This window comes from Amycolatopsis sp. WAC 01375 (genome assembly GCF_003947325.1).
Lineage (GTDB): Bacteria > Actinomycetota > Actinomycetes > Mycobacteriales > Pseudonocardiaceae > Amycolatopsis.
On record NZ_QHHW01000014.1, the window covers coordinates 157,529 to 182,588 of the forward strand.

Genomic DNA, 25,060 nt, shown 5'->3' on the forward strand with positions numbered 1-25,060 from the left:
GGTGTGCCGCCGGTGGAGAATCCGACCTTCCCGTCCGAATTCCTGTGGGGTGTTTCGACCTCCGCCTTCCAGATCGAGGGGGCGACCGGGGAAGGCGGCCGAGGACAGTCCATTTGGGACACTTTCACCGAAACGGAGGGAAGGATCGCGCGGGCTGAGCACGCCAAGGTAGCGGCCGATCACTTCCACCGCTACTCCGAGGACATCGCGCTGATGGCCGAACTCGGCGTCGGCGCTTACCGCATGTCCTTCGCCTGGCCCAGGATCCAGCCCGACGGTGAAGGCAAGCCGAACGCCGAAGGCCTTGCCTTCTATGACGAACTCATCGACGAGGTCTGCGCCGCCGGCATCGCGCCGACGGGGACGCTCTTCCATTGGGACCTCCCGCAGGCGCTCGAGGACAAGGGTGGCTGGCTCTCCCGTGATACCGCCGAACGCTTCGCGGAGTACGCCGCCATCCTGGGCGAGCGGTTCTCCGATCGGGTGAAAATGTGGATCCCGCTCAACGAGCCGATGGTCATGTCGATCTTCGGCTACGCGATCGGCGAATACGCGCCCGGCAAGACGCTCCTGCTCGACGCCTTACCCACCGCGCACTACCAGAATCTCGCGCACGGTCTCGCCGTCCAGGCCCTCCGCGCGGCCGGTGCCCGCAGTGTCGGCACGGCCAACAACCATTCGCCGATCTGGCCCGCCTCCGATTCGCCGGAGGACAAGGCCGCGGGCGAATGGATCGACGCTCTCATCAATCGCACCTACGCGGATCCGGTGCTGCTGGGCCGTTATCCCGAACAAGTCGTCGAACATCTCCCGGCGGGCTTCGCCGACGATCTGCCCACGATCGCGCAGCCGCTCGACTTCTACGGCGTGAACTACTACGAGCCGCAGGGTGTCGCGGCGCCGGGCGAGGGCAATCCGCTGCCCTTCGAGCTTCGCGCGATCGAGGGCTATCCCATGACCACCAACGATTCCCCGATCGTCCCGCACGGTCTGCGCGAACTGCTCATCGGCTTCCACGAGCGCTACCGAGAGCACCTCCCGCCCGTCTACATCACCGAAAACGGTTGCAGTTTCGACGACGTCATCGCCGAGGACGGGCAGGTCCACGATCAGGAGCGCATCGACTTCCTCGACACCCACCTGGTCGCGGTGCGCGAGGCGATGGACGCCGGAGTCGACATCCGCGGGTACTTCGTCTGGTCGCTGATGGACAACTTCGAATGGTCGAAGGGCTATCAGCCGCGGTTCGGCCTGGTGCACATCGACTACGAGACGCTGAAGCGGACACCGAAGGATTCCTTCGGCTGGTACCGAAAACTGATCCGCCATGAGTGAGGTCAGGGAGCTGCCCGAGGCGCTCGCGGAACCGGTCGCCAGGGTCCGCGCGGGTTGGATGAGCCTGCTGTTCTTCGCGAACATCGCGCTCTGGCTCGGCGTCTACGCGCCCATCCAGGTTCTCCTGCCGAAACAGGCCGAACTGCTGGACGCGGCCAACAAGGAAGCGGTGTTCAGCCTGGTCACCGGGATCGGCGCGGTCGTCGCGCTGATCGCCAACCCGGCCGTCGGCCTCCTTTCGGACCGCACCTGTTCCGCCCGCGGCCGCCGTCATCCGTGGACGGCGGCCGGGGCGGCGGTCGCCGCGGCCGGGCTGCTCGTCCTCGCGTTCGCGCCGAACGTCGCGGTCATGGTGCTCGGCTGGTGCCTGGTGCAGGCTGGACTGAACGGAATGCTCGCGATGCTGGTCTCGGCCATCGCGGACCGAGTGCCCGTGCCGCAGCGCGCGCAGGTCGGCGGGCTGGTCGGCATCGCCCAGATGCTCGGGACGGTGCTCGGCGCCGTGGTGGTCGTGGTGATGCTCGACCTCGCCGGTCTCCCGCTGGGTTACGCGGTGTGCGCGGCCATCGTGCTGGCCGGCGCGGCGGCCTTCGTCCTGCGTACGCCGGACGCGCGGCTGCCGGTCGCGTACCGGCCGTCGGCCAGGGCCAAGGACGTACTGGCGAACTTGTGGATCTCTCCCCGCCGGCATCCCGACTTCGCCTGGGCGTGGGCCTGCCACTTCATGATCAACCTCGGCAACGCCTTCGGGACGCTGTACCTGTTGTTCTTCTTGAAAGACGCGGTGCGCTACGAAGATCCGGACACCGGGTTGCTGATCATGATGGGGCTCTACGGTGCCGCCCTCATCGTCGGCGCGCTCATCGCCGGGCACTTCTCCGACAAGTCGGGACGGCGCAAGCCTTACGTCTTCGCCGCGTCCGCGGTGATGGCCGTGGCCGCGCTGGTGCTGGTCGTCTGGCAGAACTGGACGGCCGCGCTCGCGGCGTCACCGTTGCTGGGCGTCGGTTTCGGCGCGTACATGGCCGTCGCGCTCGCGATGCTCACGCAGGTGCTGCCCGCCGCACAGGACCGGGCGAAGGATCTCGGCGTCATCAACATCGCGAACTCGCTGCCGCAGGTGGTGGCGCCGATGCTGACCGCGCCGATTTTGGCCTACCTCGGCGGATATCCGAGCCTCTTCGCGGCTTCGGCGCTGTCCACCGTCATCGCCGCGGTGCTGGTCACGCGGGTGAAGGGCGTCAGCTAGGTGGAGACCGCGGACCGGTGCCGGTCGGGGGAGGGGAGTGCAACGGCACCGGCCCGCGGGGTTCGGGGGATGGCAGCGCGCTCCGGGGCAGGTATCGCGCTGCGTTTGTGATCATCAACCTAGCGACCGATTACTGCCTTCGCTAGGTGTTCTGCCGATAATTTTCGATTAATCGCGGTGGGGACCGGAGTGATTACCGAGAGCGGCTCGACGCGTTCGGGGGTACGCGCGAACCGCCGCCGGCGAAGGCGAGATCGTGGCGTGGTTGCCGAGGGGGCGCTCGGACCGCCGTTCACTCGCCGGCTTCTCTCAACACGGGTCGGGCAGCGGCATTCTTTCAGGCGTGCACGCCGCCGATGGCCGGACGACGCGGGTTGACCAGCGCGTGCCTGCCGGTGGTTTCGGCCGCACTCACCCTGGCCTGCCCGGGGACACGGCGGCGGGCTTCGCGCCGGTGGTCCTGGGAGGCCGCGGTGTGCTGGGGGGCGAGGCCGCCGGCGACCAGGTGCTCGTGCGCGACCTGCCATACTGAGCAGGGGGCCTTGCACCGGTGCCAGCGGGTCGAGCAGGTGGGACAGTCGCCCCGCTCGTCGGGCTCGTGCGCTTGGAGCATCGCGCGCCAGCCTTCGGTCAGGCGGGGGAGCTCCGAGCGGGCGACCGAGACGAGCGACTGCGCGTCGGCTCGGTTCGCGAGATCGGAGAGCATGTCGAGGCGTTCCCAAACCGCGTTGCGGAGGACTTGCCCTAGGACCTGATCCACGGAGAACTCACCGTTACCTTTCCGCCATTTTGGCGGCTTCGTTGAGCGCTGCCCTGAGCTGGCCGAGCTGGCCGGACGTCATGCGCGCGGTCTCTCCCGGCGGCGAGACGAGAACCACCTGGTTGTCTTCGACGAACACCGTGACGGCGCGTTCGCGGCTGATGAGATCGCCGCACTGCACCCGCCAGACCAGCTGTCCGCCTTCGTAACGGCGCACACTCGCGGTACGGGGGTCGACCGGGGCGGAAGGGGAGACCGGCCGGTTGACGCCGGGGGCGACCGCGACCGGCTGCTGACCGGCGGGGCCGGCCGCACGCAGGTGGCGCGTGGCCATACCGGGCCGTCCCGCGGTGATGGAGCCTGTTGCGATCGAGTCCACGAACTCCACTGGCTCTTCTCCGCTCTCTCGTTCCACGTCGTCTTCGTTCCGCGTGTCCGCACCCTGAGGGGGTTCGGAGACTTGGTAGCTCTCTGTGATCGCTGCCGGTGGCGGGTCGGTCACGGAGATCTGACAACTACAGTGATGTGAAACCGAGTTCGATAGAAGGTCGAACCGCCGTCATAGCGGTGACCGGACGAGGTTTCACGGTAAGCGGTCAAACGACTTCTGCCGGGCCGATCACGACGGGCAATCCGGTGTTTCGCACGGTTGAATAGGTGTGCTTACGCTGTTTCTCGACCCCAACGGAACTGTGAGGGGGCGCAATGGACGCCAGTATCGGTGGCGGCGCTGTCGCCGGCTCGGACGCGGTAGGCGCTGCGGGCGCTTCAGGCGCTTCGGGCAGGCAGAGTCACCCCGTGCCGCCGGATGCCTGGGAGCAGCCGGAGATGCGAGCCGCACTGGCGACACGGGAGATCTCCTCCGTGTACCGGCTGTTGCGCAAGCACGGTGTTTCGCAGCGTCAGATCGCCGCGATGACCGGCCAGTCGCAGTCCGAGGTGTCCGAGATCCTCAAGGGTCGCCAGGTGATGGCGTACGACGTGCTCACCCGCATCGCTGACGGCCTTGGTGTCCCCAGGGGATACATGGGTCTCGCCTATGACGAGGCGACAGCGATAAAGGTCGTCGGTGCTGCCGACGGCCAGCAGGCGGAGGAGGACGAGTCCGTGAAGCGACGGAGGTTCCTCGCGCACGCCGCCCAGGTCACGATGGGTGCGGCGGTGTTCGGTCCCGAATCGGGCACGTGGTCGGCCGGACCGGCGAAGACGCCCGCCCCCGGGCGGATCGGCATGACCGACGTCCGGCAGGTGGAAGCCGCGACCAGAGCCCTCCGTTCCCTCGACTACCAGTACGGCGGCGGTTTCTGCCGCGACGCCGTCGTCGCCCAGCTGTCCTGGGGACAGCAGATGCTCGAATCCACCGGCACCGAGCCGGTCAAGAACCGGCTGTACGTCGCCCTCGCCGACCTGCACAGCCTGGCGGGATGGACCTCCTTCGACACCGGCCTCATGGATTCCGCGCGCGGACATTTCGCGAACGCGCTGGACCTGGCCAAACAGGGCGACAGTCATCCGCTGGTCGCCAACGTGCTGTACCGGATGGGCCGGGTCTACCTGCACAACGACGCCCCCAACGACGCGTTGAAACTGTTCCAGCTCGGCCAGATCGCCGCCCAGGAATCGGGCTCCGAACTGGCGGTCGCCGTGCTCTGCGCCAACGAGGCGTGGGCGTACGCGATGATGGGCAACGAGGAGCAGGCCACGAAGCTGCTCGGCCGGAGCAAGGACGAGTTCGCCCGCGCCGATCTGGCCGAGGCCGAGTCGTGGGTCAAGTTCTTCACCGAGACCGACGTCTACGCGATGATCGGCACCGTGCACACCGTGCTCGCCGAGAAGAACGCCGAGCACACCAAGTACGCGATCCCGGCGCTGACGAAGGCCGTCGAGTCCTACACCGACGACATGGCCCGCAGCAAGACGTTCATGCTCAGCGCCTTGGCCACGAACCACCTGCTCGAAGGCGATCTCGACCACGGTGCGAAGGTGGGTTCCAAGGCCATCGACTGCGCCGAGGGCATCAAGTCGGAGCGGGTGAAGGACCGGATGCGACCCTTGCAGGTCGAGGCGGAACGCCGCCGGAACAACGCCGATGCCCGCGACCTCGCCGACCGCCTCAATTCGTTCTACGCCGCCTGAGCCGACCGGCCCGGGCGGCCGGTTCACGCCCGACATCCTGCGCGACGCCCTCGAGCGGACGTGCGATCTGCTGGGCGTGGACCCCGAAGGCGCCCGGCTGCTGAGGTTCACCAACAACGCCGTCTACGAGCTGGCGAGCGCGCCGTTCGTCGTCCGGATCGTCGGCTCCACCCGGCTGCGGCACCGCGTCGGCACGGTCGTGCGGGTCGCCCGGCACTTCGAACGGCACGACGTGCCTGCCATCCGCCTGGTTTCCGGCCTCGACCAGCCGTTGCCGGTCGGCGAGCAGCTCGTGACGGTGTGGTGGAAGGTGACGGCGAGCGGCCGGAAGGCGAAGTCCGCCGACCTCGCCGCGCTGCTGCGCCGCGTCCACGATCTCGAGCCGCCGGAGGGCCTCGCCGAATGGGCGCCGTTCGCCGCGGTCCGCGCCAGGGTCTCGGACGCGGAGGAGCTGGACGAAGGCGACCGGCGGTTCCTGCTCGAACGCTGCGCCGAGGTCGAAGACGCCCTCGCGACGCTCGACTTCCCCCTGCCCCGTGGCCTCGTCCACGGGGACGCGCACACCGGGAATGTGATCCACGGGCCCGATGGGCCGGTGCTGTGCGATTTCGATTCGTCCTGTGTCGGGCCGCCGGAATGGGATCTGACGCCGCTCGCCGTCGGCCGTGAACGGTTCGGTGATCCACCGGCCCGCTATCGCGTGTTCGCGCGGCGGTACGGATTCGACGTGACCACGTGGTCCGGGTTCTCGGTACTGCGCGCGATCCGTGAACTGAAGCTCACCACGAGTGTGCTCCCGATTCTCCGCAGTCATCCCGGCGTGCGGGATGAGCTGCGGAAACGGTTGGACGATCTCCGGAACGGACGTACCGGCGCGCGCTGGAACCGCTATCGGTGACTCACCCTGGAAAGGGATCTGCACGTGCATTCGCCGACGGCGAATGACCGTTCGTCGCTTGCCCGAATTCGCCGCTCATTCGGTGACGAATTCGCCCGGGCTAATCACTTCTCCCGGCCCAATGCTCCCCCAAATGTGCAACTTGCAGCTACGCTGTGTTATTCGGCTCGGCGAGTTCACCTTGTCGCTGGGTACCGATCGGGGCCTTCGGGGTCACAGTTGTTCCAAACGCGTACGCAGAGCGTCCGCCTCCGGACGGCCGAGGCCGACGAAAATCGGCAACGCCTGGTCGTAGAGGCCTCGTGCTCGGTCCCGATCGCCGTCCGCCTCGGCGATCTCGCCGAACGCGGCCAGCGTCCTGGCCACCTCGAACCTCGATCCCCTCGCCTCCATGGTGGCGCGGGCGGGTTCGAGTTCGGCCCGTGCGGCCGCGAGATCCCCGGTGACCGTGAGGGCGCGGGCGAGTTCGATCCGGGCGCGGGCCACGTTGTAGTCGTCGCCGTCGAGAATGTCGCGAGCGCGGGTGAGGTCGGCGATCGCGGCTTCGGGCCGTCCGGCGCGGACGCGGGTCGCGCCGAGGTTGATCAGCGCCAGCCCGATGTCGTGCGGACGTTCCTGCCGCTCACCGAGCAGGAGGTCCTCGGTGAACCACTCGACGGCGTCGTCGAGCCTGCCCTGCTGCAACGCGACCAGGCCGAGCCCTTCCACCGAACGGATCTCGACGACGCTGTCGTCCGCCTTCCGCGCGGCTTCGCGTCCGGCCAGATAGTTCCCGACGGCTTCGTCGTAGCGTCCGGTGGCACGGCACGCGGCGCCGGCGCGGTTCCGCATCAACGCCTCCGCGGAGGCGTTGCCCCACGCCTTCGCGCAGCGGGCGCCGATCTCGCTCACCCGCAGATAGTCCGGATAGTGCTTGCGGAACAGGAAGAGCGGCCACATCGCGGCGGCCAGTTGCCAGCCGAGTTCCGGCAGCTCCCAGTCGTGGGCCGTCTCGACCGCGGCGATGAGGTTCTCGCGTTCCAGCTCCAGCCAGTCGAGTGCCTCTTGGTCACTGTCGAACGACGCCCGCGCCGACGGCCGGTACTCGTACCGGTACGGGATCGGCTCCTGATCGGGGGTGGTCAGGCCCGCCGTCGCGGAGGCGGTGAAGAGGTACCACTCCAGCATGCGGCGAACGGCGATGTCGCGGTCGTATTCGTTGCCCGCCGTCTTCTCCTTGGCGTGCAGCCGCGCGAGATCGTGGAAGGTGTACCGGTCGTCGCCGCGGTCGATCAGCAGCCCGACGTCGACGAGCTGGTCCAGCAGGTCGTCGGCCACCTCCTCGCGCACGGCGATCGACGCGGCCGCCGCGCCGACGCCGAAGTCGGGGCCGGGATGCAGCCCGAGCGCCGCGTACAGCGCGGCCGCGTCGGAGGGGAGTTCGTCATAGGAGAGGTTGAAGCTGGCTTCCACCGATTGCGCCTCTTTCGTCGAGAGCGTGGCCAGTCGACGATATTCCTTCCCCAGTTCGGAGGCGATCTTCTCCAGCGACATTTTCGGTCGTCCCGCGAGCTTGGCGCTGACCGTGGTGAGCGCGATCGGCAGGCCGCCGCACAGCTCGGCGATGGTCCGAGCCTGGGCGGCTTCGGCGCCGACCCGCTCCGAGCCGACCGCGCGGCCCAGCAGTTCGGCGCTGTGCGCGGAACCGAAGGGCGCCAGCTCGACCAGCTTCGCGCGATGTTCGGTCTGGAGCCTGCCCAGGCGGCGCCTCGAAGTCACGATCACGAGGCTTTCCCCGCCGGCGGGCAGCAGGGGCAGCACCTGCTCGGTCGACGCGGCGTTGTCGAGCAGCACGAGCAGTGGCCGCTCGGCGGTCGTCGTGCGATAGAGGGCGGTGAGCTCCTCGACGTCCCCGGGCAGCCCTTCCGGCGGGAAACCCAAGGCCCGGAGGAACCGGCCGAGCGCTTCGCTCGCGGAGAGCGGGCCGTTGGTGCTGAACCCGCCGAGATCCGCCCACAGGTGCCCGTCCGGGAACCGGTCACCGAGGTGACGGCCCCACGCGGTGGCCAGCGCCGTCTTCCCGATCCCGCCCTGACCGCTGATCAGATGCACCGCCGGTCCGGTGGTGTCGTTCTCGGTCAGCAGCCGTTCGAGCAGCGCGAGCTCGGCCGTGCGGTTGGTGAAATGGGCGGGCACGGGCGGAAGCTGCCGCGGCCCCGAACTCACCTGTCTGGTGAGCCGGACCGCCGATCGCTGACGCGGTACCTGTGGCGTGCTGACTTCACTTTCACCCGGCAACGGGCCGCCCATCTACTTCCCCTCTTCGGGTCGATCCCAGCGATCGCGTAGAGCATTCCGGTGAACGTCCGGAGAGGACAGTGAAACCGCCCAAATGCGGCCGGATGGAGCAAGCGCGGAAGCTGGGCCGGGCGTCAGTACATTGGGGCCGTTATGGGGTTCAAGACTTCTATCGGGTGAAAGAGGCATCTTCATGGAGACAGCAGGCAAGACCCGCTGGCAAGAAGGACTGTCGAACGAGCTGGACCACTGGCGGATCTGGCTCTCGGGTGGGCCCGAAGCCTTCGCCGGCGGAGGGTTCAACGACTACGAGTGGCGGACCAGTCCGGACTCCGACCTGCGCAACCAGCCGCATCTGACAAGGAACCTCGAGCCGTTCGCGCCCGAGAGATCGACGGTCCGCATCCTCGACGTCGGCGCGGGCCCGCTGACCTGCGTCGGCAAGCAATGGCCCGGCCGCACGGTGGAGATCACCCCGGTCGACCCGCTCGCCGACCGGTACAACGGCCTCCTCGCCGAGCTGGACCTGACGCCCTTGGTGGCCACCCAGGACGCCGAGGTGGAGAAGCTGTCCGAGGTGTTCCCGGTGGACCACTTCGACCTGGTGTACTGCCAGAACGCGCTGGACCACGTGTACGACCCGGTGCTCGGCACCCGTCAGATGCTCGAGGTCGTCAAGCCTGGCCACGCCGTCGTGCTGATGCTCAACGTGAACGAGGGCGAACGCGAGAACTACTACGGCTTGCACCAGTGGAACTTCTGCCGTGAAGGCGACGCGCTCGTCGTCTGGAATCACGACGGCCGGGTGAACCTCAACGAAGAGCTGTCCGGGATCGCCGAAGTCCGCTTCGAACCGGAGTCCACCGAGACGCTGATGATCGTTTCGCTGGACAAGAAGGCCTGATCCGGCTCAGGTCGTCGGGACGACCGGGGCTCGCGTGAGGACGACGGCGAAGCCGAACGCGAGCCCCATCACCGTCAGTTCCAGCGTCGCCCACGCGGCCAGCGCCGTGCGGTTGTGCCGCACGATCTGCGGCATCAGCTTCCAGCGTGTGTACGCGCCGAGACCGGCGATCACGCCGGTGCACAACAGTTTCAGCAGCACCAGTTGCCCATACGGCGTGGTGAAGACGCCTTCCCAGAAGCCGAGCGACGGGTTGAGCGAGATCTCGATCAGCCCGTTGAACAACCCGGTCGCCGCGCCGAGGATCAGGCACAGCGTCGCCAGTTTGGAGAACCGCGGCAGCGCGTGCGCCAGCAGTGTCCGGTTCCCGATGAGCAGCACCGTCATCGCGCCGAGCCCGCCGGTCCAGGCGACGGCGCTCATCACGTGCAGTTCCATCGAGATCATCGTGTAGTCGTGGTAGTTCCAGTTCGACGCGTGCCCGGTGACCGGCAGCGGCAGCAGCGCGAACAGGCCCAGCCCGACGCGGACTTCCGCGGGCACCTTCTCGCCGTGTTTCAGCGCGAGGACGCCGAGTCCCGCGTGCAGCAGGGCCAGCACCGCGACGATCAGCAGCGCCTTCCCGGCGCCGACGTCGGCGATGTAGCTCCCGACGTCCGACATCGACAGCGTGCTGGAACCCGGCCGGTATTCGGCGGTCTGCAGGATCAGCGCGACGAGCGCGGTGGTCGCCCAGACCAGCGCGGCCGCGACGCTCGCGGGCCGCGCGATCCGCATGATCGGCTCGGAGAGCTTCGGCCGGTCGTAGCCGACCAGTACCGAGAGCAGCGCCAGCCCGATCGTGGCGACGGCCGAGATGTCCAGCAGTACCCGCACCATCGGGATGGAGACCGAGACCACCTCGCTGACCTGCGCGACCCCGGGCACCGGGGCCGTCGCGGTCAGCGCGACGCCGATCAGGGCGCCGACGATGCCCGCCGTCACCACGCAGAACAGGACGGCGACGCGAGTACGCGAGGTGGTCTCGGCCTGTGTCATGAGCCGCTCTTCTCCTTGTCACCCGCGCCGGTGCGCAGTGCGACGGTCAGTCCGACGGCGAGCAGCACGACGGCGCCCGCGATCCACACCCAGATCGGCACCCCGGACGAGTTTTCGCCACCCGTCGCCGGGGTCGTCTCGGCCTGGCCCGCGTTGCTGCGCGCGGCGTCGGCGCTCGCCGGGGTCCCGGTGCCCGCGGCGGTGAGGGTGAACGGCACCTCACCGGTCACGGCGTGCCCGTCCGCGGACAGGATCCGGTAGCCGATCTTGTACTCGCCCGCCGGGCCGAGCGGCCGCAGCGGCACGGTCACGACGCTGTCGCGGACCTCGACCTGGCCTTCGGCCCACTGGCCGCCGCCCGGTCCGATGACCGCGATCTGGTTGACGTTCGCGTTCTGGACGTACTGGTCGAACGTGAGCGTGACCTTCGCGGGCCCGGCGGCGAGCGAAGCGCCCTTCGCCGGGTCCGAGGAGATCAGGACGTTGTGCGCCAGCGCCGGGGTGGCGGTGGCGAGCCACGCCACCCCGGTGATCGCCAGCGCGACGATCGCTTTACGCATTTACTCGGTTCCCTCGGTGTTGCTCTTGCTCGAAACGGCGGTGGCGCGGCGGGCGCGCAGGGTGGCACCGGCGCCGACGCCGAGGCCGAGCGCGCCGACGACCAGTCCGGCGCCGCCGAGCCAGCGGGCGGTGTTGTCGGAAGACGAGGACGCGGCGTGGGATTCCTCGGAGGCCTTCGCGTCGGAGCCGTGGCCACCACCGTGTCCGTCACCGCTCTTCTCGGCGAGCTTCACGGTCGGCGCGGGGTGCTCCGGCTCCTCACCGGAGGCCGGGGTCGGCTGGTTCCACTCGACGACCTTGCCGTTCTCGTACGTCTGGGTGGCCGGGAACTCGATCGCGTCGACGGTGGTCGGGAACTGGCCCGCGCTGATCTGGAACTCCTGGAACTCGGTCGAACCGGCGGCGATCTTGGTGCCGGGCTCGGCGGTCCACGAGACCTTGGTGACGGCCTCGGTGATCTGCGTACCGGAAGCGGTGGTCACCGGGCTGGGCAGCTTGGACTTGACGACCTCGGCCTTCCAGCCGGGGATCGGCTTGGTGCGCACGGAGCTGAGCGCGTACTCGGATTTGAGGGTGACCTCGACCTTGACGGTGCCGGCGTCCTTCTCCTCGTTGGGGACGCGGAAGAAGATCGACCCGTAGCCGCCCTTTTCGGGCTGGGGGCCGTAGACGTTGGCGGTGACGTGGGCCGACGCGACCCCTGCCGAGAGCAGACCGGCGGCACCGATGGCGGCGGCCAGGAAACCGGCTCGCTTGAAGACGTGCTTGGACACGAAGTACTCCTGAACGTGATTCGAGACGGCGGGCTCGGGGGCCTCGCCGATTACGGGGGATGAGCTGGGTTCAGGAGAACAGCGGCGGGCCGCGCCTGCCGTGGACCCGGCGGAGGTCCACGCCGACGAGATGACCGGGGCCGGCCGGACGGGCGAGCACCGGGGACGCCACCGCGGCGGGCACCGGGAGCGCGTTGAGGATGAACGGGACCAGCGCGCGCAGGCAGGCGAGGACGCCGAGCAACAGTCCGTCGGCCTTGGCCAGCAGCAACGCGGTGATCAGCGTGGCGACGACGTGCGCGACGGTCATCGCGAGCCCACCCGAAAGGGGTGCGGGTTCGCCGTGCGGTTCGTGGGTGCTCAGCGAGCTGAGCACGAGGTGCATCACGACCTGACCGGCGCCGAGATCGACGATGGTGGCCAGCGGCCCGCGGGCCTTCGCGGCGAGCGCGGCGGCGTTCCAGCCGATCAGCACGGTGAGCAACAACGTCATCGCCGTATCGGGTAGATCGCCGTCCCCGATCATGTGAGCGGTGACGGCCAGCGCCGCGGAGCTCACGCCGAGCAAACCACCACGCACAACGCGTAACGCGCTTCGGTGATGGCTGCCCTTACTCACGGGTGAAGAGTATTCGACGTACTGCCGCGTGGTCGATCTCCTCCCGGCTGTTGAGCAGTGGGAAAGACACCGGCGGGACGGCGCGTGCGTTTGCCCATTTAGGCCGAATGGGGAAGGTTTACGGGATAAAAGGCGGTAAACAGGGGTTTGACCGCGCGGGTTTTGGGTAGTCAGGCTCCCGATACAGCTACTCCGAATGGGTGAGGAGTCTCACCCAGAGGCGGCGGGAGAACCAGCACGCGATGAATCTCTTCGAGTACATCTCGGATCGGTGGGACAGACTCGCCCTCCAAGGGCTCCTCCACGTCAGCGCGGTCGTGCAGTGCACGATCATCGCCGCCGTGCTCGGCGTGGTGATCGGCGTCGCCGTCTACCGCAGCCCGATCGGGTCGGCCGTGGCCACGGCGCTGGCGAGCACGATCCTCACCGTCCCCTCGTTCGCTCTCCTGGGGCTGCTCATCCCCGTGTTCGGCCTCGGGGTGAACACCACCGTCATCGCGCTCGTGCTCTACGCCCTGCTGCCGATCGTGCGGAACACGATCGTCGGACTCGGCGGCGTCGATCCAGCGGTCAGCGACGCGGCGCGCGGTATCGGCATGAGCCGGTTCGGCGTGCTGACCAGGGTGGAACTGCGGCTCGCCTGGCCCGCGATCCTCACCGGGATGCGGGTCGCGACGCAGATGCTCATGGGCATCGCGGTCATCGCGGCCTACGCGAAGGGCCCGGGCCTCGGCTCCGAGGTCTTCTCCGGCCTCACCAACGCGGGGAGCACGAACTCCCTCAACCAGGCACTGACCGGGACGCTCGGTGTGGTCGTCCTCGCACTGGTCCTCGACGCCGTTTACGTCCTGATCAACCGTTTGACCGTCTCTAGGGGTGTCCGTGGCTGAGTCTCCTGAAACCGTATCCGGCGTCGAAATCCAGCTGGAGAACGTCTCGAAGCGCTACCCCGGCACCCGTGAGCCCGCGGTCGACGACTTCTCGATGGTGGTGCCCGCCGGCAAGATCGTGGTCTTCGTCGGCCCGTCCGGCTGCGGCAAGACCACGACCATGCGGATGATCAACCGGCTGATCGAGCCGACGTCGGGCCGCATCACCATCGGCGGCGACGACGCGCTGAAGCTCGACGTCGACACCCTGCGCCGTCGCATCGGCTACGCGATCCAGCAGGCCGGGCTCTTCCCGCACTTCACCGTCGCGCAGAACATCGCGGTGGTGCCGGGGCTGCTCGGCTGGGACAAGAAGAAGGTCAACGACCGGGTCGAGGAGATGATGGACCTGGTCGGGCTGGACCCGGCCGATTTCCGCGACCGGTTCCCGCGTCAGCTGTCCGGCGGGCAGCAGCAGCGCGTCGGCGTCGCGCGGGCGCTCGCGGCCGATCCGCCGGTGCTGCTGATGGACGAACCGTTCGGCGCGGTCGACCCGATCACCCGCGGCAACCTGCAGGACGAACTGCTGCGGCTCCAGACCGAACTGAAGAAGACGATCGTCTTCGTCACCCACGACTTCGACGAGGCCGTGAAGCTCGGCGACAAGATCGCGGTGCTCGGCGACCAGTCGAAGATCCTCCAGTACGACACCCCGGACGCGATCCTCGCGAACCCCGCCGACGACACGGTCGCCGGTTTCGTCGGCGCCGGCGCGTCGCTGAAGCAGCTGACGCTGCTGCGGGTCCGCGACGTCGAGCTGAAGCAGGACGCGCTGACGGCGACGGTGAGCGAATCGCCGTCGGACGTCCGCGAGAAGCTGACCAAGCAGCGCAAGCATTTCGTGCTGGTGCTCGACCAGCGCCGCCGTCCCATGCGGTGGGTGCACGTCCGCGAGCTGACCACGGCGACGTCGCTGGCCACCGCGGGCAAACCGCTGCGCGACTACGTCAGCCTCCAGTCGACCCTGCAGGACGCGCTCGAAGCCATGCTCGCCGAGGGCGGCAGCGTCCCGGTGACCGGCGCCCGCGGCGAATACGCCGGGACGATCGAGCTCGACACCGTCATCTCGACGATCCAGCAGTTGCGCGAGGAGCACTCCGACGACAGCCCGGCGGAAGGTGTGACCGCATGACGGCCGTCGATACCGGGTTCTCCACCGAGTCCTCGTCGAGAAGCGCCGAACGGGTCCGGCTGTTCGCCCAGCCGGCCGTGGTGCTGCTGATCGTCGCCGGGGTGCTGATCTGGGTGTTCACCAGCGACCTCACCGCGACGGAGAAGGCGACCCTCAACGCGGCCGGACTGCTTGCCGCGCTGCGCGACCACCTGGCGATGACCATCGTGGTCACCGCGATCGTGGTCGCCGTGGCGGTGCCGCTCGGCGTGCTCGTGACGCGACCCTGGGCGAAATGGGCGGCGCCGGTCTTCCTGGCCGTCGCGAACATCGGCCAGGCCGCGCCCGCGCTCGGCGTGCTGGTGCTGTGGTTCATCGTCACCGGCGCGACCGGCGGGCTGTGGGTCGCGGCGCTGCCGCTGGCGTTCTACTCGCTGCTTCCGGTGCTGCGGAACACGATGGTCGGCCTGCAACAGATCGACCCCGCCCTGATCGACGCGGGCCGCGGTATCGGCATGTCGGCCACCGGCGTGTTGTGGCGGGTCGAGTTCCCGCTGGCCGTCCCGCTGGTCCTCGCCGGTCTGCGGACCTCGCTGGTGCTGGCCGTCGGCACGGCGACCTTCGGCATGTTCGTGAACGCCGGCGGTTTCGGCCTGCTCATCGACACCGGCTACAAGCTCAACCTGACGAAGGTGCTGATCACCGGCTCGGTGCTCGCCGTCGCGCTGGCGCTGCTGGTCGACTGGCTCGGCGCGGTGGCGGAACAGCTCCTCGGACCGAAGGGACTGCGCTGACATGCGGCTCAAGGCGATCCTCGGCGCGGTCCTGTTGTGCGGCACGCTTTCCGCGTGCGGACTCGAGGTCAACACCGCGCTGCCGTACAAGATCGAACCAGGTTCGATCAAACCCATCGAGTCGCTCAAGGGCGTCGAGGTGACGGTGGGGTCCAAGGACTTCACCGAGAACATCATCCTCGGCTACATGGCCGAGATGGCGCTTTCCGCGGCGGGCGCGGACGTCGTCGACCTGACCGACATCAAGGGCTCGAACTCGTCGCGGCAGGCGTTGCTCACCGGCCAGACCGACGTCGCGTGGGAGTACACCGGCACCGGCTGGATCAACTACCAGGGCAACGAACTCCCCGTCCCCGGCGGGGAACAGGCGCAGTACGAAGCCACGAAGGCGGCCGACGAAGCGAAGTTCGGCATCTCCTGGCTGAACTATTCGCCGCTGAACGACCAGTACGGCTTCGCGGTCACCGAGGCCTACGGAGCGGCGAACAACCTGAAGACGACGTCGGACCTGGCGGCGTTCCTCAAACAGAAGCCCGACCAGAGCGTCTTCTGCCTGGAGACCGAATTCACCAGCCGCCAGGACGGTTTCCCCGCCGCCGTGCGGGCGTACGGCTTCCAGAACCCGGTGATCAAGAACTTCGGCATCGGCACGATCTACTCGGCGGTCGCGAGCGGCACCTGCCCGATCGGCGAGATCTTCACCACCGACGGCCGGATCGCCGGACTGAACCTGCGTGTCCTCGAAGACGACAAGAAGGCGTTCCCGCAGTACAACGCCGTGGCGACATTGAGGACCGAGTTCCTCAACCAGCACCCGGAAATCCGTGGACCGCTGGAAGCCGTGAGCGCGGCCATCGACAACGAGCAGATGATCGAACTGTGCAAACAGGTCGACGTCGACGGCCGTGACCAGGGCGAAGTCGCCTACGAATGGATGAAGAAAAAGGGCTTTATCGGTTAAATCTGTCGAGCGCTGACGTAAACGTGCCGAAGGGGCGTCGTTCCGCTTCCACCTCGCGGTGAGCGTGGAGGCGCCCCTTCATCACGTTTCCGTGGGCCTTCGGCCCAGGAGAGGGCGCTCGACGGTGAAGTCTCCGTCGGGCGCGGGGCGCCCTTGGGGAGACCTCTCGGCTGAGTTTCGCCTGCGTCCCTGTCCGCTTCTGGGTTCGCCGCCGTCCCTGTCCGCTTCGGGCCGTGTCCGCTCCCGTCCCGTGCCCGCTCCCGTCTCGCGCGTGAGATGAAAGCGTCCTTCATAGCAAAATTTGCTATGAAGGACGCTTTCATTGCGCTTGAGGGGCGCGAAGGGCGGCTAGATCCCCAGCCGGTGGAGGAGCTTTCCCTCCAGCTGGTCCAGCTCCCCGGCCACGGCCCGGTGCGCCGCCTTCCGCCGCGCGGCGGGCATTCGCTCCGAAGCGCGAACGGTCGCCGAAAGTTGCTCCAGCGTCCCCTGAGTGTCCTTCGCGAAGGCCGCGTCGGCGTCTGTCGCCTTCGCGGACCTCTTCAGCTCCGCGAGGCCCTGCGTCAGCCCCGCGATGCGCGCGTGCAGCGCGGCACCGCGCCCGCTGTACTCGCCGAGCTGGTCGATGGCGACGCCGAGCTTCTTCGCTTGATAACGGTCGTACAGCTCCCGTGCGGCACCCGCCGCTCGAACGGCGTACGGCGCGATCACCGGCAGTACGGCCGGACCGAGCACTTTGGCCACCGCGACGGCGTTTTTCGCCTTCTTCGGGGTGAACCTGCCTTCGCCCTCGATGGCTTTGGCCTTGCGCGCCATGGCACCTCCCACGCTGTGTCACTGACGAACTTACTGGTCCCCGAAGTGGCGGGCATGTCGGCTTGCCGGTCGCCTTCTAGAGTGTTGTCCGTGAGTAACGAGGTGCTACTGGACGCGGGAGCGGTGAGCCGCTGCCGGCGTCGCGTGCACCTCGAACACGATCCGGCGATGCGCGAGGTCCCGCTCGCCCCGCCCGACCCCGCCGCGCAGCAGCGGATCGCCGACGCGTCGGCGCATCGCGAGACGATCGTGCGGCAGCTCATGGACGCGACGGGACCCGACGCGACCTGGGTGAAGATCCCTCGCGACCTCCCTGCCGCCGAGCGCGTGCAGCTCACCGAAGACGCCTTCGCCGCCGAAGCGCACTACATCTGGGGCGCGCTGCTCCCGGTGGATCGCGCCGGTCACCGGCGTGGCGGTTCCGAGCTCCTCGTGCACACCGGCGCCGGCTACGTGCCGGTGCTGGTCGTGCGCCACCGCATCACCGATCGCGGCTCGGGTGCGCCGACCACGGTGATGACCGACCTCGACCCGGCGAACCGGTTGCCCGACCCGGCGCGAAAGGTCCGCTCGCAGCCGCGGGACCAGATGCGGCTCGCGCACCTCTATCGGATGCTCGAAGCGCTCGGGAAGCACGAAGGACACCGTGCCATCGGCGGCGTCATCGGACTCGACGCGGACGTCGTCGTCTGGCACGACCTGGCCGCGGGCACCTGGCCGGGCGGCCGGAGCGCGCTGACGGAGTATCAGAGCCGCTTCGCCGACAGGCTCGCCATCGCGAGCGCGGCCGCCGAAGGCGAAGAACCGCTCGCCGAACCGTCCCGCGTCCTCGAATGCCGGCGTTGCCCCTGGTGGCCGACCTGTGAGGCCGTGCTCACCGAAACCCGCGATGTCAGCCTCGTCGTCCGCGGCGAGGACGCGATGGAACTCCGCCGCGCCGGGGTGTCCACAGTGGACAAACTGGCCGCGCTCGATCCGGCCGACGAACCCCCGCCGATGAACTGGACCGGCGGCACCTTCGCCGACGCGATCATCCTCGCGCGGGCCTGGCTCGCCGACCTCACGATGGTGCGCAAGGTCGACCGCATCGAGGTCTCGCGCGGTGACGTCGAGGTCGACGTCGACATGGAGAGCTTCGGCGATTCCGGCGCGTACCTGTGGGGTTCGCTGCTGACCGGCGCCGACATCGGGATGGAGCAGGGCTACCGGGCGTTCGCGACGTGGGAGCCGCTGCCGACCGCGGACGAGGCTCGCTCGTTCGCGGAGTTCTGGGCCTGGTTCACCGAAGTCCGCGAGCGCACGCTCGCCGCGGGGCTGACGTTCCGCGCCTACTGCTACAACGCGCTCGCCGAGAACCGCTGGCTCTTCGGTTCCGCCGACCGGTTCGGCGAATACCCCGGCGTCCCCAAGAAGGCCGAGATAGCGTCCTTTGTGGACTCCGAGGAGTGGATCGACCTCTTCCGCAGCGTCACCGACCAGTTCCTGTGCTCGCAGGGCAAGGGGCTCAAGGTGATCGCGCCGGTCGCCGGATTCGCCTGGCGCGATCCGGAAGCGGGCGGTGAGGCGTCGATGAGGTGGTACCGCGACGCCGTCGGCATGGACGGCGGAATCCCGGACGCCGTCCAGCGGGAACGTCTGCTGCGCTACAACGAGGACGACGTCCTGGCGACGCACGCGCTGCGGAACTGGATGACCGACCACGCGCAGACGTCCGTGCCGTACATGAACGACCTCTGACCTCCCGGTCGCCGAGCGACTTGCGATCAGGTGTGCTCCTGCGGATACTCGTGGACGAGTACTCGTGAACGAGGAGGCGTTGTGAAGCGGCGGAAGGTCGGGAACCTGCTGGCGTTGGCGATCCTGTCGACGCTGAACGAGCGCCCGATGCATCCGTACGAAATGGCCTCGATCCTGAAGAGCCGCGGCAAGGACCGCGACATGGGGATCAAATGGGGCTCGTTCTACACGGTCGTCGGCAACCTGCGTAAACACGGCTTCATCGAGGCCGTCGAGAGCGGCCGCGAGGGTGCCCGTCCCGAACGCACGGTGTACCGGATCACCGACGCCGGCCGTGACGAAATGCTCGACTGGCTGCGCGAACTGCTCGGCGAACTCGCGCCGGAGGAGCCGAAGTTCGTCGCCGGGTTGTCGGTGCTGGGGTGGCTCGGTCCGGACGAGGTCATCGCCCTCTTCCGCACTCGGCTGGCGGCGCTGGACGAAGACATCGCCTCGACCCGGGCCGAACTGGCAAGGCTCATCGAGGAGATCCCGCGGCTGGTGCTGCTCGAACTCGAATACCACCTGGCGATCCGAGCGGCGGAAGCCGAGTGGGTCCGCTCGATCCTCGGGGAACTGACTTCCGGTTCCATGCCCGGTCTCGCCGAATGGCGGGCCCTGTTGGCCGAAAGGGGGAGCACCGGCCGTTGAAAGAACCCCGGCGAGGTGTTGCAGCACCCCGCCGGGGTGACGATCCCGCAACCGGAACCCGGCCACGAGACGGCACTTCGAGGATAACCGGGCTCCGGGAAACCAACCTGGAGTGACCATGACGAACATCAAGGACAGGAAGCGGTTCAAGCTCATCCCGGAGATGGGCGGCGCGCTGGCGCGGAACTACGCGCGGCAGCGCGGCACCGAACCGCAGATCGAACACTGGCGGAAGCAGGCCCGCGAACTCACCGCCGACCTGGCGGAAGGTGCGAAGATCCTCGAGGTCGCCTTCGGCCCCGGCTACTTCGCCGTCGAACTGGCGCGGCTCGGGTTCTCCGTCACCGGACTGGACGTCGCGCCGGCCTTCGTCGAGATCGCGAGCGCGTACGCACGGGCTGAAGACGTCGAGGTCTCCTTTTACGAGGGCGACGTCGCGGCGATGCCGTTCGACGACGAGTCGTTCGACTTCGTCGTCTGCCAGGCCGCGTTCAAGAACTTCGTGTGGCCGGTGAAGTCGCTCGACGAGATGTATCGCGTGCTGCGTCCGGGTGGCACGGCCGTGGTGCAGGACATGAACCGGGACGCGACCGACGGCGACATCGTGCGTGAAGTCGAGAGCATGAAGCTCGGCAAACTGGCCGCTCTGACGACCCGGCAGACGCTCGGCCAACTGCGGCGGCGCGCGTACACGCCTGTCGACTTCAGTGGGCTGGTCGCGGAAACCGCGTTCCGGACGTGCGCGGTCACCGTCGCCGGGATCGGCCTGGACGTCCGTCTTACCCGCCCCTGACCTGACATGAAGGACTCCTTCATCGCAAAATTTGCGATGAAGGAGTCCTTCATTGCACGCGGGGGAGGCTCAGCGAGGCGCCATGCGCAGCGAGCCGTCCATCCGGATGACCTCGCCGTTCAGGTAGTCGTGGTCGATCAGCGACAGCGCGAGCTGCGCGTACTCGTCCGGCCGCGCGAGCCGCTTCGGGAACGGGACGCCTTCGGCCAGCGAAGCGCGGAACTCCTCGCTCACCGTCGCCAGCATCGGGGTGTCGACGATGCCCGGCGCGATGGTCAGCACCCGGATCCCGTGCGACGCGAGGTCGCGCGCGGCGGGCAGGGTCATCCCGACGATGCCGCTCTTGGACGACGAGTACGCGACCTGTCCGATCTGGCCGTCGAAGGCGGCGACCGACGCGGTGTTGATGATGACGCCACGCGCGTTGTCGGCCAGCGGCTCGGTCTTGGCGATGGCCTCGGCGGCCAGCGTCAGCACGTTGAAGGAGCCGATCAGGTTGATCTGGACGACCTTCGCGTACAGGGCGAGGTCGTGCGGGCCCTTCTTCGAAAGGATCCGCGCGGACGGTCCGATCCCGGCGCAGTTCACCACGGTCCGCAGCGGCACCCCGGATTCGGCCGCGGTCGCGACCGCGGCCCGCACCTGCTCCGGGTCGGTGACGTCGGCCTCGACGTAGGTGACGTTCTCGATCTGCTCGGCGTTCGCGATGGCACCGGCGAGGTCCAGCGCGAAGACCCGCGCGCCCTTCGCGGCGAGCGCCTTCACGGTCGCGCCGCCGAGCCCGGACGCGCCACCCGTGACGAGCGCCGCGGTATCGGTGATCTGCATGTTCTCCCTTTCGTCGGCAACCGTTCATAGGTTAACGCTCGTTCGCATCGGGCCCAGGTGGGATGGCTCACTCGGGTGCGCAGCATGTCGTGAGGAGTATTCGGACCTGAAGCGTTCCGTTCGCTTCCAGGTCAACTCCGGCTGTCACCTTCAGCAGCATGAGCGCTGCTCGGATCGTCGTGGTGGGGACCGGTTACGTCGGATTGACCACGGGAGCCTGCTTGGCGGGCCTGGGGCATCGAGTCACTTGCGTCGATGTCGACCAGGCGAAGGTCGCAAGGCTCTCTGCCGGACGGGTGGACATCCTGGAGCCGGGATTGTCCGAGCTGGTGTCGAGGGGGCTGACCAGCGGAAGACTCGAGTTCGTGGTCGGCGCGCGCGACGCCGTCCGGGACGCGGAGGCCGTTTTCCTTTGTGTGCCAACGCCGATGGGCGCGGGCGGCTCGGCGGACCTGCGGGCGGTCGAGGCCGTGACCACCGAGATCGGCGACGTCATCCCTTCGGGTTGTGCGCTGATCACCAAATCGACCGTCCCGGTGGGAACGTCGAAGCGCATCCAGGCGATGCTCGGCCGAACGGACGTGCCGGTCGTGTCGAATCCGGAGTTCTTGCGTGAGGGCACGGCGGTGGAGGACTTCCTCGGTCCCGACCGGATCGTCGTCGGTTCGGACGACGTCGCGGCCGCCCGCTGGGTCGGCGATCTCTACGCCGACCTCGCCGCTCCCGTCGTCGTCGCCGACGCGGCCAGCGCGGAACTGGTGAAGTACGCGGCGAACTGCTTCCTCGCGATGAAACTGTCCTATGTGAACTCGATCGCCGAACTGTGCGAACGTCTCGGCGCGGACATCGACCTGGTCACCGAAGGCATGGGTTACGACCGGCGCATCGGCCGCTCGTTCCTCAAGCCCGGCCCCGGCTGGGGCGGCTCGTGCCTGCCGAAGGACACCAGTGCGCTGGTCCGCGTCGCCGAGTCGGTGCAGTACGACTTCACACTGCTCACCTCGGCGATCGAGGAGAACATCGCGCAGCGGGACCGGATCGTCGCGAAGATCGCCGGCGCCGTCGGCGGCACGCTGGCCGGTTCGCGGATCGGCATCCTCGGGCTGGCGTTCAAGGCCGGGACGAACGACCTGCGAGACTCGCCCGCCCTCGCGGTCGCTTCCGTGCTGGGCGCGCTCGGCGCGGAACTGACCGCCTACGACCCCGCCGTCGGCGGCCACATCGACGGCATGACCGTGGTCGACGACCCGTACCAGGTCGCGAAGGCGGCCGACGCCGTCGTCGTGCTGACGGAATGGGACGAGTTCAAGCGGCTCGACTGGACGTACATGGCCGAGCAGATGGACGGCGACGCGGTCGTCGACACGCGCAACCTCCTGGACCCGCAACGGATCCTGGACGCCGGGCTGTCGTGGCAGGGCGTCGGGCGGCCGCGGGCGGCGCTGCGGCGGAAGGTCGCCGTCTCCTGACCCACTCGCCTCCCGCGGGTGCGATGAAAGGTCCTTTTCTTGCAAATTTTGCAAGGAAAGGACCTTTCATGACACCAGGGAGACGAGCTTCAACAGCCCATCCACGACCTCTTCAGCCGTCGGGCCGTTCTCCGGGTCGAGCATGTGCTGCAGCATCACGCCCGAGTTCAGGGCCGTGGCCACCGCGCCGATCCGCCGCTCGTCCGCCTCGGTGAGGGTGTCCTCGTCGATCCCGAGGATGCCCGCCGCCATTCCCCGGCGGCCCTCGCGCTGCGCGGCGGCGAGCTGTTTTCGCAGCTCAGGGTGGTGCTCCGACTGCACGAACGCCTCGATCGAGGCGATCCACAGCTGCCGGTTGCGCCCGTAGGAGTCGATCATCGCGCGCCAGGACGCCGCGTACTGCTCCGAGGGTGACGCGTCGGGGTCGACGGCGCTCATCATCTCGACCTGGATTTCTTTGCCCCAGTCGTCCATCGCCTGGGAGAACGCCGTCAGCAGCAGGGCTTCGCGCGATCCGAAGTGGTAGCCGATCGCCGCGTGGCTGACCCCGGCGGCCGTCGCGATATCCCGCACTGTCGTGCGTGACCAGCCTTTTTCCTTCAAACACTGGATGGCGCCCGCCATCAGGTCTTCGCGATTACCCATGCCCGAGATCCTAGACCACACGGTTTATCCATCCGGTTTAACCAGATGGCTTGACCAAGCGTGCAAATCTGCCGTACGGTCGGTCCCATCACCAAGAACCCCCAGGGAGCAGCCATGACGACCACCGTTCTGATCTCCGGCGCCGGCATCGCGGGCCCGGCTCTCGCCTTCTGGCTCCACAAGCGCGGTTTCGCGCCGACCGTCGTCGAGCGCGCCCCGGCCCTGCGCGAAGGCGGCAGCGCGGTCGATTTCCGCGGCGAGCAGATGACCCTGCTCGAACGCATGGGAATCCTCGAAGACATCCGCGCGAAGGAGACCGCGATGGGCGCGCAGGTCATCATCGACACGCGAGGCAAGAAGGTCGCCCAGATGCCGTCGGTGTTCTTCAGCGGCGAAGTCGAGATCGAGCGCGGAGACCTGACGCGCATCCTCTACGACCACACGAAAGCCGACGTCGAGTACGTCTTCGGCGACTGGATCACCGGCCTGGACGAGCTGTCGGACGGTGTCGATGTCACCTTCGCCCACGGTGAAGCGCGCAGATTCGACCTGGTCGTCGGCGCGGACGGCCTGCACTCCGGAGTGCGGCGGCTGGCCTTCGGCGAGGAAGAGCGGTTCCGCACCGACCTCGGCTTCCACACCGCGGGCTTCAGCGCGCCCAACCACCTCGACCTCGACCACCTCGGCCAGATCTGCAGCGTCCCCGGCCGGACGGTGATGGTCGCCAGCGGCCGCGACCGCTCGGCGCTCAACGTCATTTTCGTCTTCGCGTCCGGGCCGCTGGAGGTCGACCGCCGCGATGTCGAAGCGCAGAAGAAGGCCCTCGCCGAGCGCTACGCCGACTTCGGCTGGGAAGCTCCGGCACTGCTGGAAGGCCTCGGAGACGCCGACACGCTGTACTTCGATTCGCTCAGCCAGATCCACCTCGACAAGTGGTCACGGGGCCGGGTCGTGCTGCTCGGCGACGCCGCCTGGTGCGCGGGTCCGGGCGGTTCGGGCACCGGACTCGCGATGATGGGCGCATACGTCCTGGCGGGCGAGCTCGCCGCCGCTCACGGTGACCACGAAGTCGCTTTCGCGCGTTACGAAGAGAAAATGCGTGGCCCCATCAAGGTTTCGCAGAAGCAGGCGGCCGGGATCGGCACGTTCCTCGCGCCGAAGACCCGGTTCATGGTCGGCTACCGGAACTTCCTGTACCGGGTGCTGGGGTCGAAGCCGATGACGGGGGTGTTCACGTGGCTGACTTCCCGCGCGGCCAACGCGGCGACGCTGGAAAACTATGACGCTCCGGTCGCCGCGCGGGGATAGCTTCGGCGGGTGAGGGATGAGAAGGCGTTCCGGAAGGCTTGCTACGAGGCGGCTCGGCGAACGCATGGCCGGGTCACCGACTTCCAGTACTCGGATTTCGACGAGTGCGTCATCGTCTACCGCGACCGGACCGTCGCGATCATGTGCAACCGCGACGGGGTGCTGGCCATCACCGAACCGCGGACCATCGATTTCTCCGAAGGATGGGTCGACGGTAATCCACTGACCTACCTCGACGAGCCCGAGCTGGTCGGCGTGCTGGCCGAGCAGCCGGGATTCCGGGTGCTGACGCGAGCCGAACTGCTCGGCCCGCCCGACGCCGAAGCCTGGGGAATCTCCGCGTACGACATGAAGTGCTGGAGGCCCGCGACCCTCGGCGACGCCCTCTTCAACTTCTGGGACTGAAAAAGTAGTTAGCAAAGCGTAGTATCA

The 25,060-nt window shown here is 68.2% G+C and carries 25 protein-coding genes; 15 read left to right on the forward strand and 10 right to left on the reverse strand.

Going from position 1 to position 25,060, the window contains the following annotated elements; translation table 11 throughout:
* Positions 1-12: 12 nt before the first annotated feature.
* Entirely contained in the window at positions 13-1,335 is a 1,323-nt protein-coding gene (locus DL991_RS05770) for a GH1 family beta-glucosidase (RefSeq protein ID WP_125781680.1), read from the forward strand.
* Positions 1,328-2,584 (forward strand): MFS transporter, encoded by a 1,257-nt coding sequence (locus DL991_RS05775; protein WP_125781681.1) that lies wholly within the window; start codon positions 1,328-1,330, stop codon positions 2,582-2,584. Before DL991_RS05770 ends, DL991_RS05775 begins: the two co-directional genes overlap by 8 nt.
* A gap of 337 nt (positions 2,585-2,921) precedes the next feature.
* Here the strand turns inward: DL991_RS05775 and DL991_RS05780 are convergent, their stop codons facing one another.
* Complete coding sequence (locus tag DL991_RS05780) at positions 2,922-3,344, reverse strand: hypothetical protein (RefSeq protein ID WP_125781684.1); 423 nt, start codon at positions 3,342-3,344, stop codon at positions 2,922-2,924.
* Positions 3,345-3,357: 13 nt separating this feature from the next.
* Positions 3,358-3,732, reverse strand: coding sequence for a hypothetical protein (locus DL991_RS05785; RefSeq protein WP_125781694.1), 375 nt, complete (start codon positions 3,730-3,732; stop codon positions 3,358-3,360).
* A gap of 440 nt (positions 3,733-4,172) precedes the next feature.
* On the opposite strand from DL991_RS05785, the gene DL991_RS05790 reads away from it, so the two are divergent.
* Positions 4,173-5,480 (forward strand): helix-turn-helix transcriptional regulator, encoded by a 1,308-nt coding sequence (locus tag DL991_RS05790; RefSeq protein ID WP_199746212.1) that lies wholly within the window; start codon positions 4,173-4,175, stop codon positions 5,478-5,480.
* Complete coding sequence (locus DL991_RS05795) at positions 5,434-6,378, forward strand: aminoglycoside phosphotransferase family protein (RefSeq protein ID WP_255433236.1); 945 nt, start codon at positions 5,434-5,436, stop codon at positions 6,376-6,378. The genes DL991_RS05790 and DL991_RS05795 overlap by 47 nt, the downstream gene beginning before the upstream one ends.
* Positions 6,379-6,591: 213 nt before the next feature.
* Here DL991_RS05795 and DL991_RS05800 read toward each other — a convergent pair whose 3' ends face one another.
* Positions 6,592-8,553 (reverse strand): tetratricopeptide repeat protein, encoded by a 1,962-nt coding sequence (locus DL991_RS05800; protein WP_233598683.1) that lies wholly within the window; start codon positions 8,551-8,553, stop codon positions 6,592-6,594.
* 295 nt (positions 8,554-8,848) lie between these two features.
* On the opposite strand from DL991_RS05800, the gene DL991_RS05805 reads away from it, so the two are divergent.
* Complete coding sequence (locus DL991_RS05805) at positions 8,849-9,559, forward strand: methyltransferase domain-containing protein (protein WP_158632581.1); 711 nt, start codon at positions 8,849-8,851, stop codon at positions 9,557-9,559.
* 6 nt (positions 9,560-9,565) lie between these two features.
* Here DL991_RS05805 and DL991_RS05810 read toward each other — a convergent pair whose 3' ends face one another.
* From DL991_RS05810 to DL991_RS05825, 4 genes are all read right to left on the reverse strand, one after another.
* Entirely contained in the window at positions 9,566-10,597 is a 1,032-nt protein-coding gene (locus tag DL991_RS05810; protein WP_125781700.1) for a copper resistance D family protein, read from the reverse strand.
* A complete protein-coding gene (locus DL991_RS05815; protein ID WP_125781702.1) occupies positions 10,594-11,157 on the reverse strand; it encodes a copper resistance CopC family protein in 564 nt (187 codons plus the stop codon). Before DL991_RS05815 ends, DL991_RS05810 begins: the two co-directional genes overlap by 4 nt.
* Positions 11,158-11,931: a YcnI family protein gene (locus DL991_RS05820; RefSeq protein ID WP_125781704.1), complete on the reverse strand. Its 774-nt coding sequence runs from the start codon at positions 11,929-11,931 to the stop codon at positions 11,158-11,160.
* Between the two features lie 70 nt (positions 11,932-12,001).
* Positions 12,002-12,490 carry a hypothetical protein gene (locus tag DL991_RS05825; protein ID WP_125781831.1) on the reverse strand — a complete coding sequence of 163 codons (489 nt, stop codon included), beginning with the start codon at positions 12,488-12,490 and terminating at the stop codon, positions 12,002-12,004.
* 302 nt (positions 12,491-12,792) lie between these two features.
* Here DL991_RS05825 and DL991_RS05830 point away from each other — a divergent pair, with 302 nt between their 5' ends.
* The 4 genes from DL991_RS05830 to DL991_RS05845 are packed head-to-tail and all read left to right on the forward strand — an operon-like array spanning position 12,793 to position 16,345.
* Positions 12,793-13,440 carry an ABC transporter permease gene (locus DL991_RS05830; protein WP_037308875.1) on the forward strand — a complete coding sequence of 216 codons (648 nt, stop codon included), beginning with the start codon at positions 12,793-12,795 and terminating at the stop codon, positions 13,438-13,440.
* Positions 13,427-14,611, forward strand: a complete 1,185-nt coding sequence (locus DL991_RS05835) for an ABC transporter ATP-binding protein (RefSeq protein WP_370305673.1) — start codon at positions 13,427-13,429, stop codon at positions 14,609-14,611. The genes DL991_RS05830 and DL991_RS05835 overlap by 14 nt, the downstream gene beginning before the upstream one ends.
* The gene (locus tag DL991_RS05840) at positions 14,608-15,384 is read left to right on the forward strand and encodes an ABC transporter permease (RefSeq protein ID WP_125781707.1); all 777 of its coding nucleotides are present in this window, start codon (positions 14,608-14,610) and stop codon (positions 15,382-15,384) included. The genes DL991_RS05835 and DL991_RS05840 overlap by 4 nt, the downstream gene beginning before the upstream one ends.
* A 1-nt stretch (position 15,385) precedes the next feature.
* A complete protein-coding gene (locus tag DL991_RS05845; RefSeq protein WP_125781709.1) occupies positions 15,386-16,345 on the forward strand; it encodes a glycine betaine ABC transporter substrate-binding protein in 960 nt (319 codons plus the stop codon).
* Between the two features lie 348 nt (positions 16,346-16,693).
* Here DL991_RS05845 and DL991_RS05850 read toward each other — a convergent pair whose 3' ends face one another.
* On the reverse strand, positions 16,694-17,158 hold the full coding sequence (locus DL991_RS05850) for a DUF6474 family protein (protein WP_125781711.1): 465 nt from the start codon (positions 17,156-17,158) through the stop codon (positions 16,694-16,696).
* A 54-nt stretch (positions 17,159-17,212) separates the two neighbouring features.
* Between DL991_RS05850 and DL991_RS05855 the strand changes: the two genes are divergently transcribed.
* The 3 genes from DL991_RS05855 to DL991_RS05865 all read left to right on the forward strand — a co-directional run bounded on the left by DL991_RS05855 (position 17,213) and on the right by DL991_RS05865 (position 20,378).
* Positions 17,213-18,895 (forward strand): TM0106 family RecB-like putative nuclease, encoded by a 1,683-nt coding sequence (locus DL991_RS05855; protein ID WP_370305696.1) that lies wholly within the window; start codon positions 17,213-17,215, stop codon positions 18,893-18,895.
* 81 nt (positions 18,896-18,976) lie between these two features.
* Positions 18,977-19,585, forward strand: a complete 609-nt coding sequence (locus DL991_RS05860; RefSeq protein ID WP_125781715.1) for a PadR family transcriptional regulator — start codon at positions 18,977-18,979, stop codon at positions 19,583-19,585.
* 118 nt (positions 19,586-19,703) lie between these two features.
* Positions 19,704-20,378, forward strand: coding sequence for a class I SAM-dependent methyltransferase (locus DL991_RS05865; RefSeq protein WP_125781717.1), 675 nt, complete (start codon positions 19,704-19,706; stop codon positions 20,376-20,378).
* Positions 20,379-20,447: 69 nt separating this feature from the next.
* Here the strand turns inward: DL991_RS05865 and DL991_RS05870 are convergent, their stop codons facing one another.
* A complete protein-coding gene (locus tag DL991_RS05870; RefSeq protein ID WP_125781719.1) occupies positions 20,448-21,206 on the reverse strand; it encodes an SDR family NAD(P)-dependent oxidoreductase in 759 nt (252 codons plus the stop codon).
* A 158-nt stretch (positions 21,207-21,364) separates the two neighbouring features.
* Here DL991_RS05870 and DL991_RS05875 point away from each other — a divergent pair, with 158 nt between their 5' ends.
* Positions 21,365-22,675 (forward strand): UDP-glucose/GDP-mannose dehydrogenase family protein, encoded by a 1,311-nt coding sequence (locus DL991_RS05875; protein ID WP_125781721.1) that lies wholly within the window; start codon positions 21,365-21,367, stop codon positions 22,673-22,675.
* Between the two features lie 66 nt (positions 22,676-22,741).
* Here DL991_RS05875 and DL991_RS05880 read toward each other — a convergent pair whose 3' ends face one another.
* Positions 22,742-23,320, reverse strand: coding sequence for a TetR/AcrR family transcriptional regulator (locus DL991_RS05880; protein WP_125781723.1), 579 nt, complete (start codon positions 23,318-23,320; stop codon positions 22,742-22,744).
* A gap of 114 nt (positions 23,321-23,434) precedes the next feature.
* On the opposite strand from DL991_RS05880, the gene DL991_RS05885 reads away from it, so the two are divergent.
* Together DL991_RS05885 and DL991_RS05890 are read left to right on the forward strand one after the other, a co-directional pair.
* The gene (locus DL991_RS05885) at positions 23,435-24,628 is read left to right on the forward strand and encodes an FAD-dependent monooxygenase (RefSeq protein ID WP_125781725.1); all 1,194 of its coding nucleotides are present in this window, start codon (positions 23,435-23,437) and stop codon (positions 24,626-24,628) included.
* Between the two features lie 9 nt (positions 24,629-24,637).
* Entirely contained in the window at positions 24,638-25,033 is a 396-nt protein-coding gene (locus DL991_RS05890) for a hypothetical protein (RefSeq protein WP_125781727.1), read from the forward strand.
* The last annotated feature ends 27 nt before the right edge of the window (positions 25,034-25,060 follow it).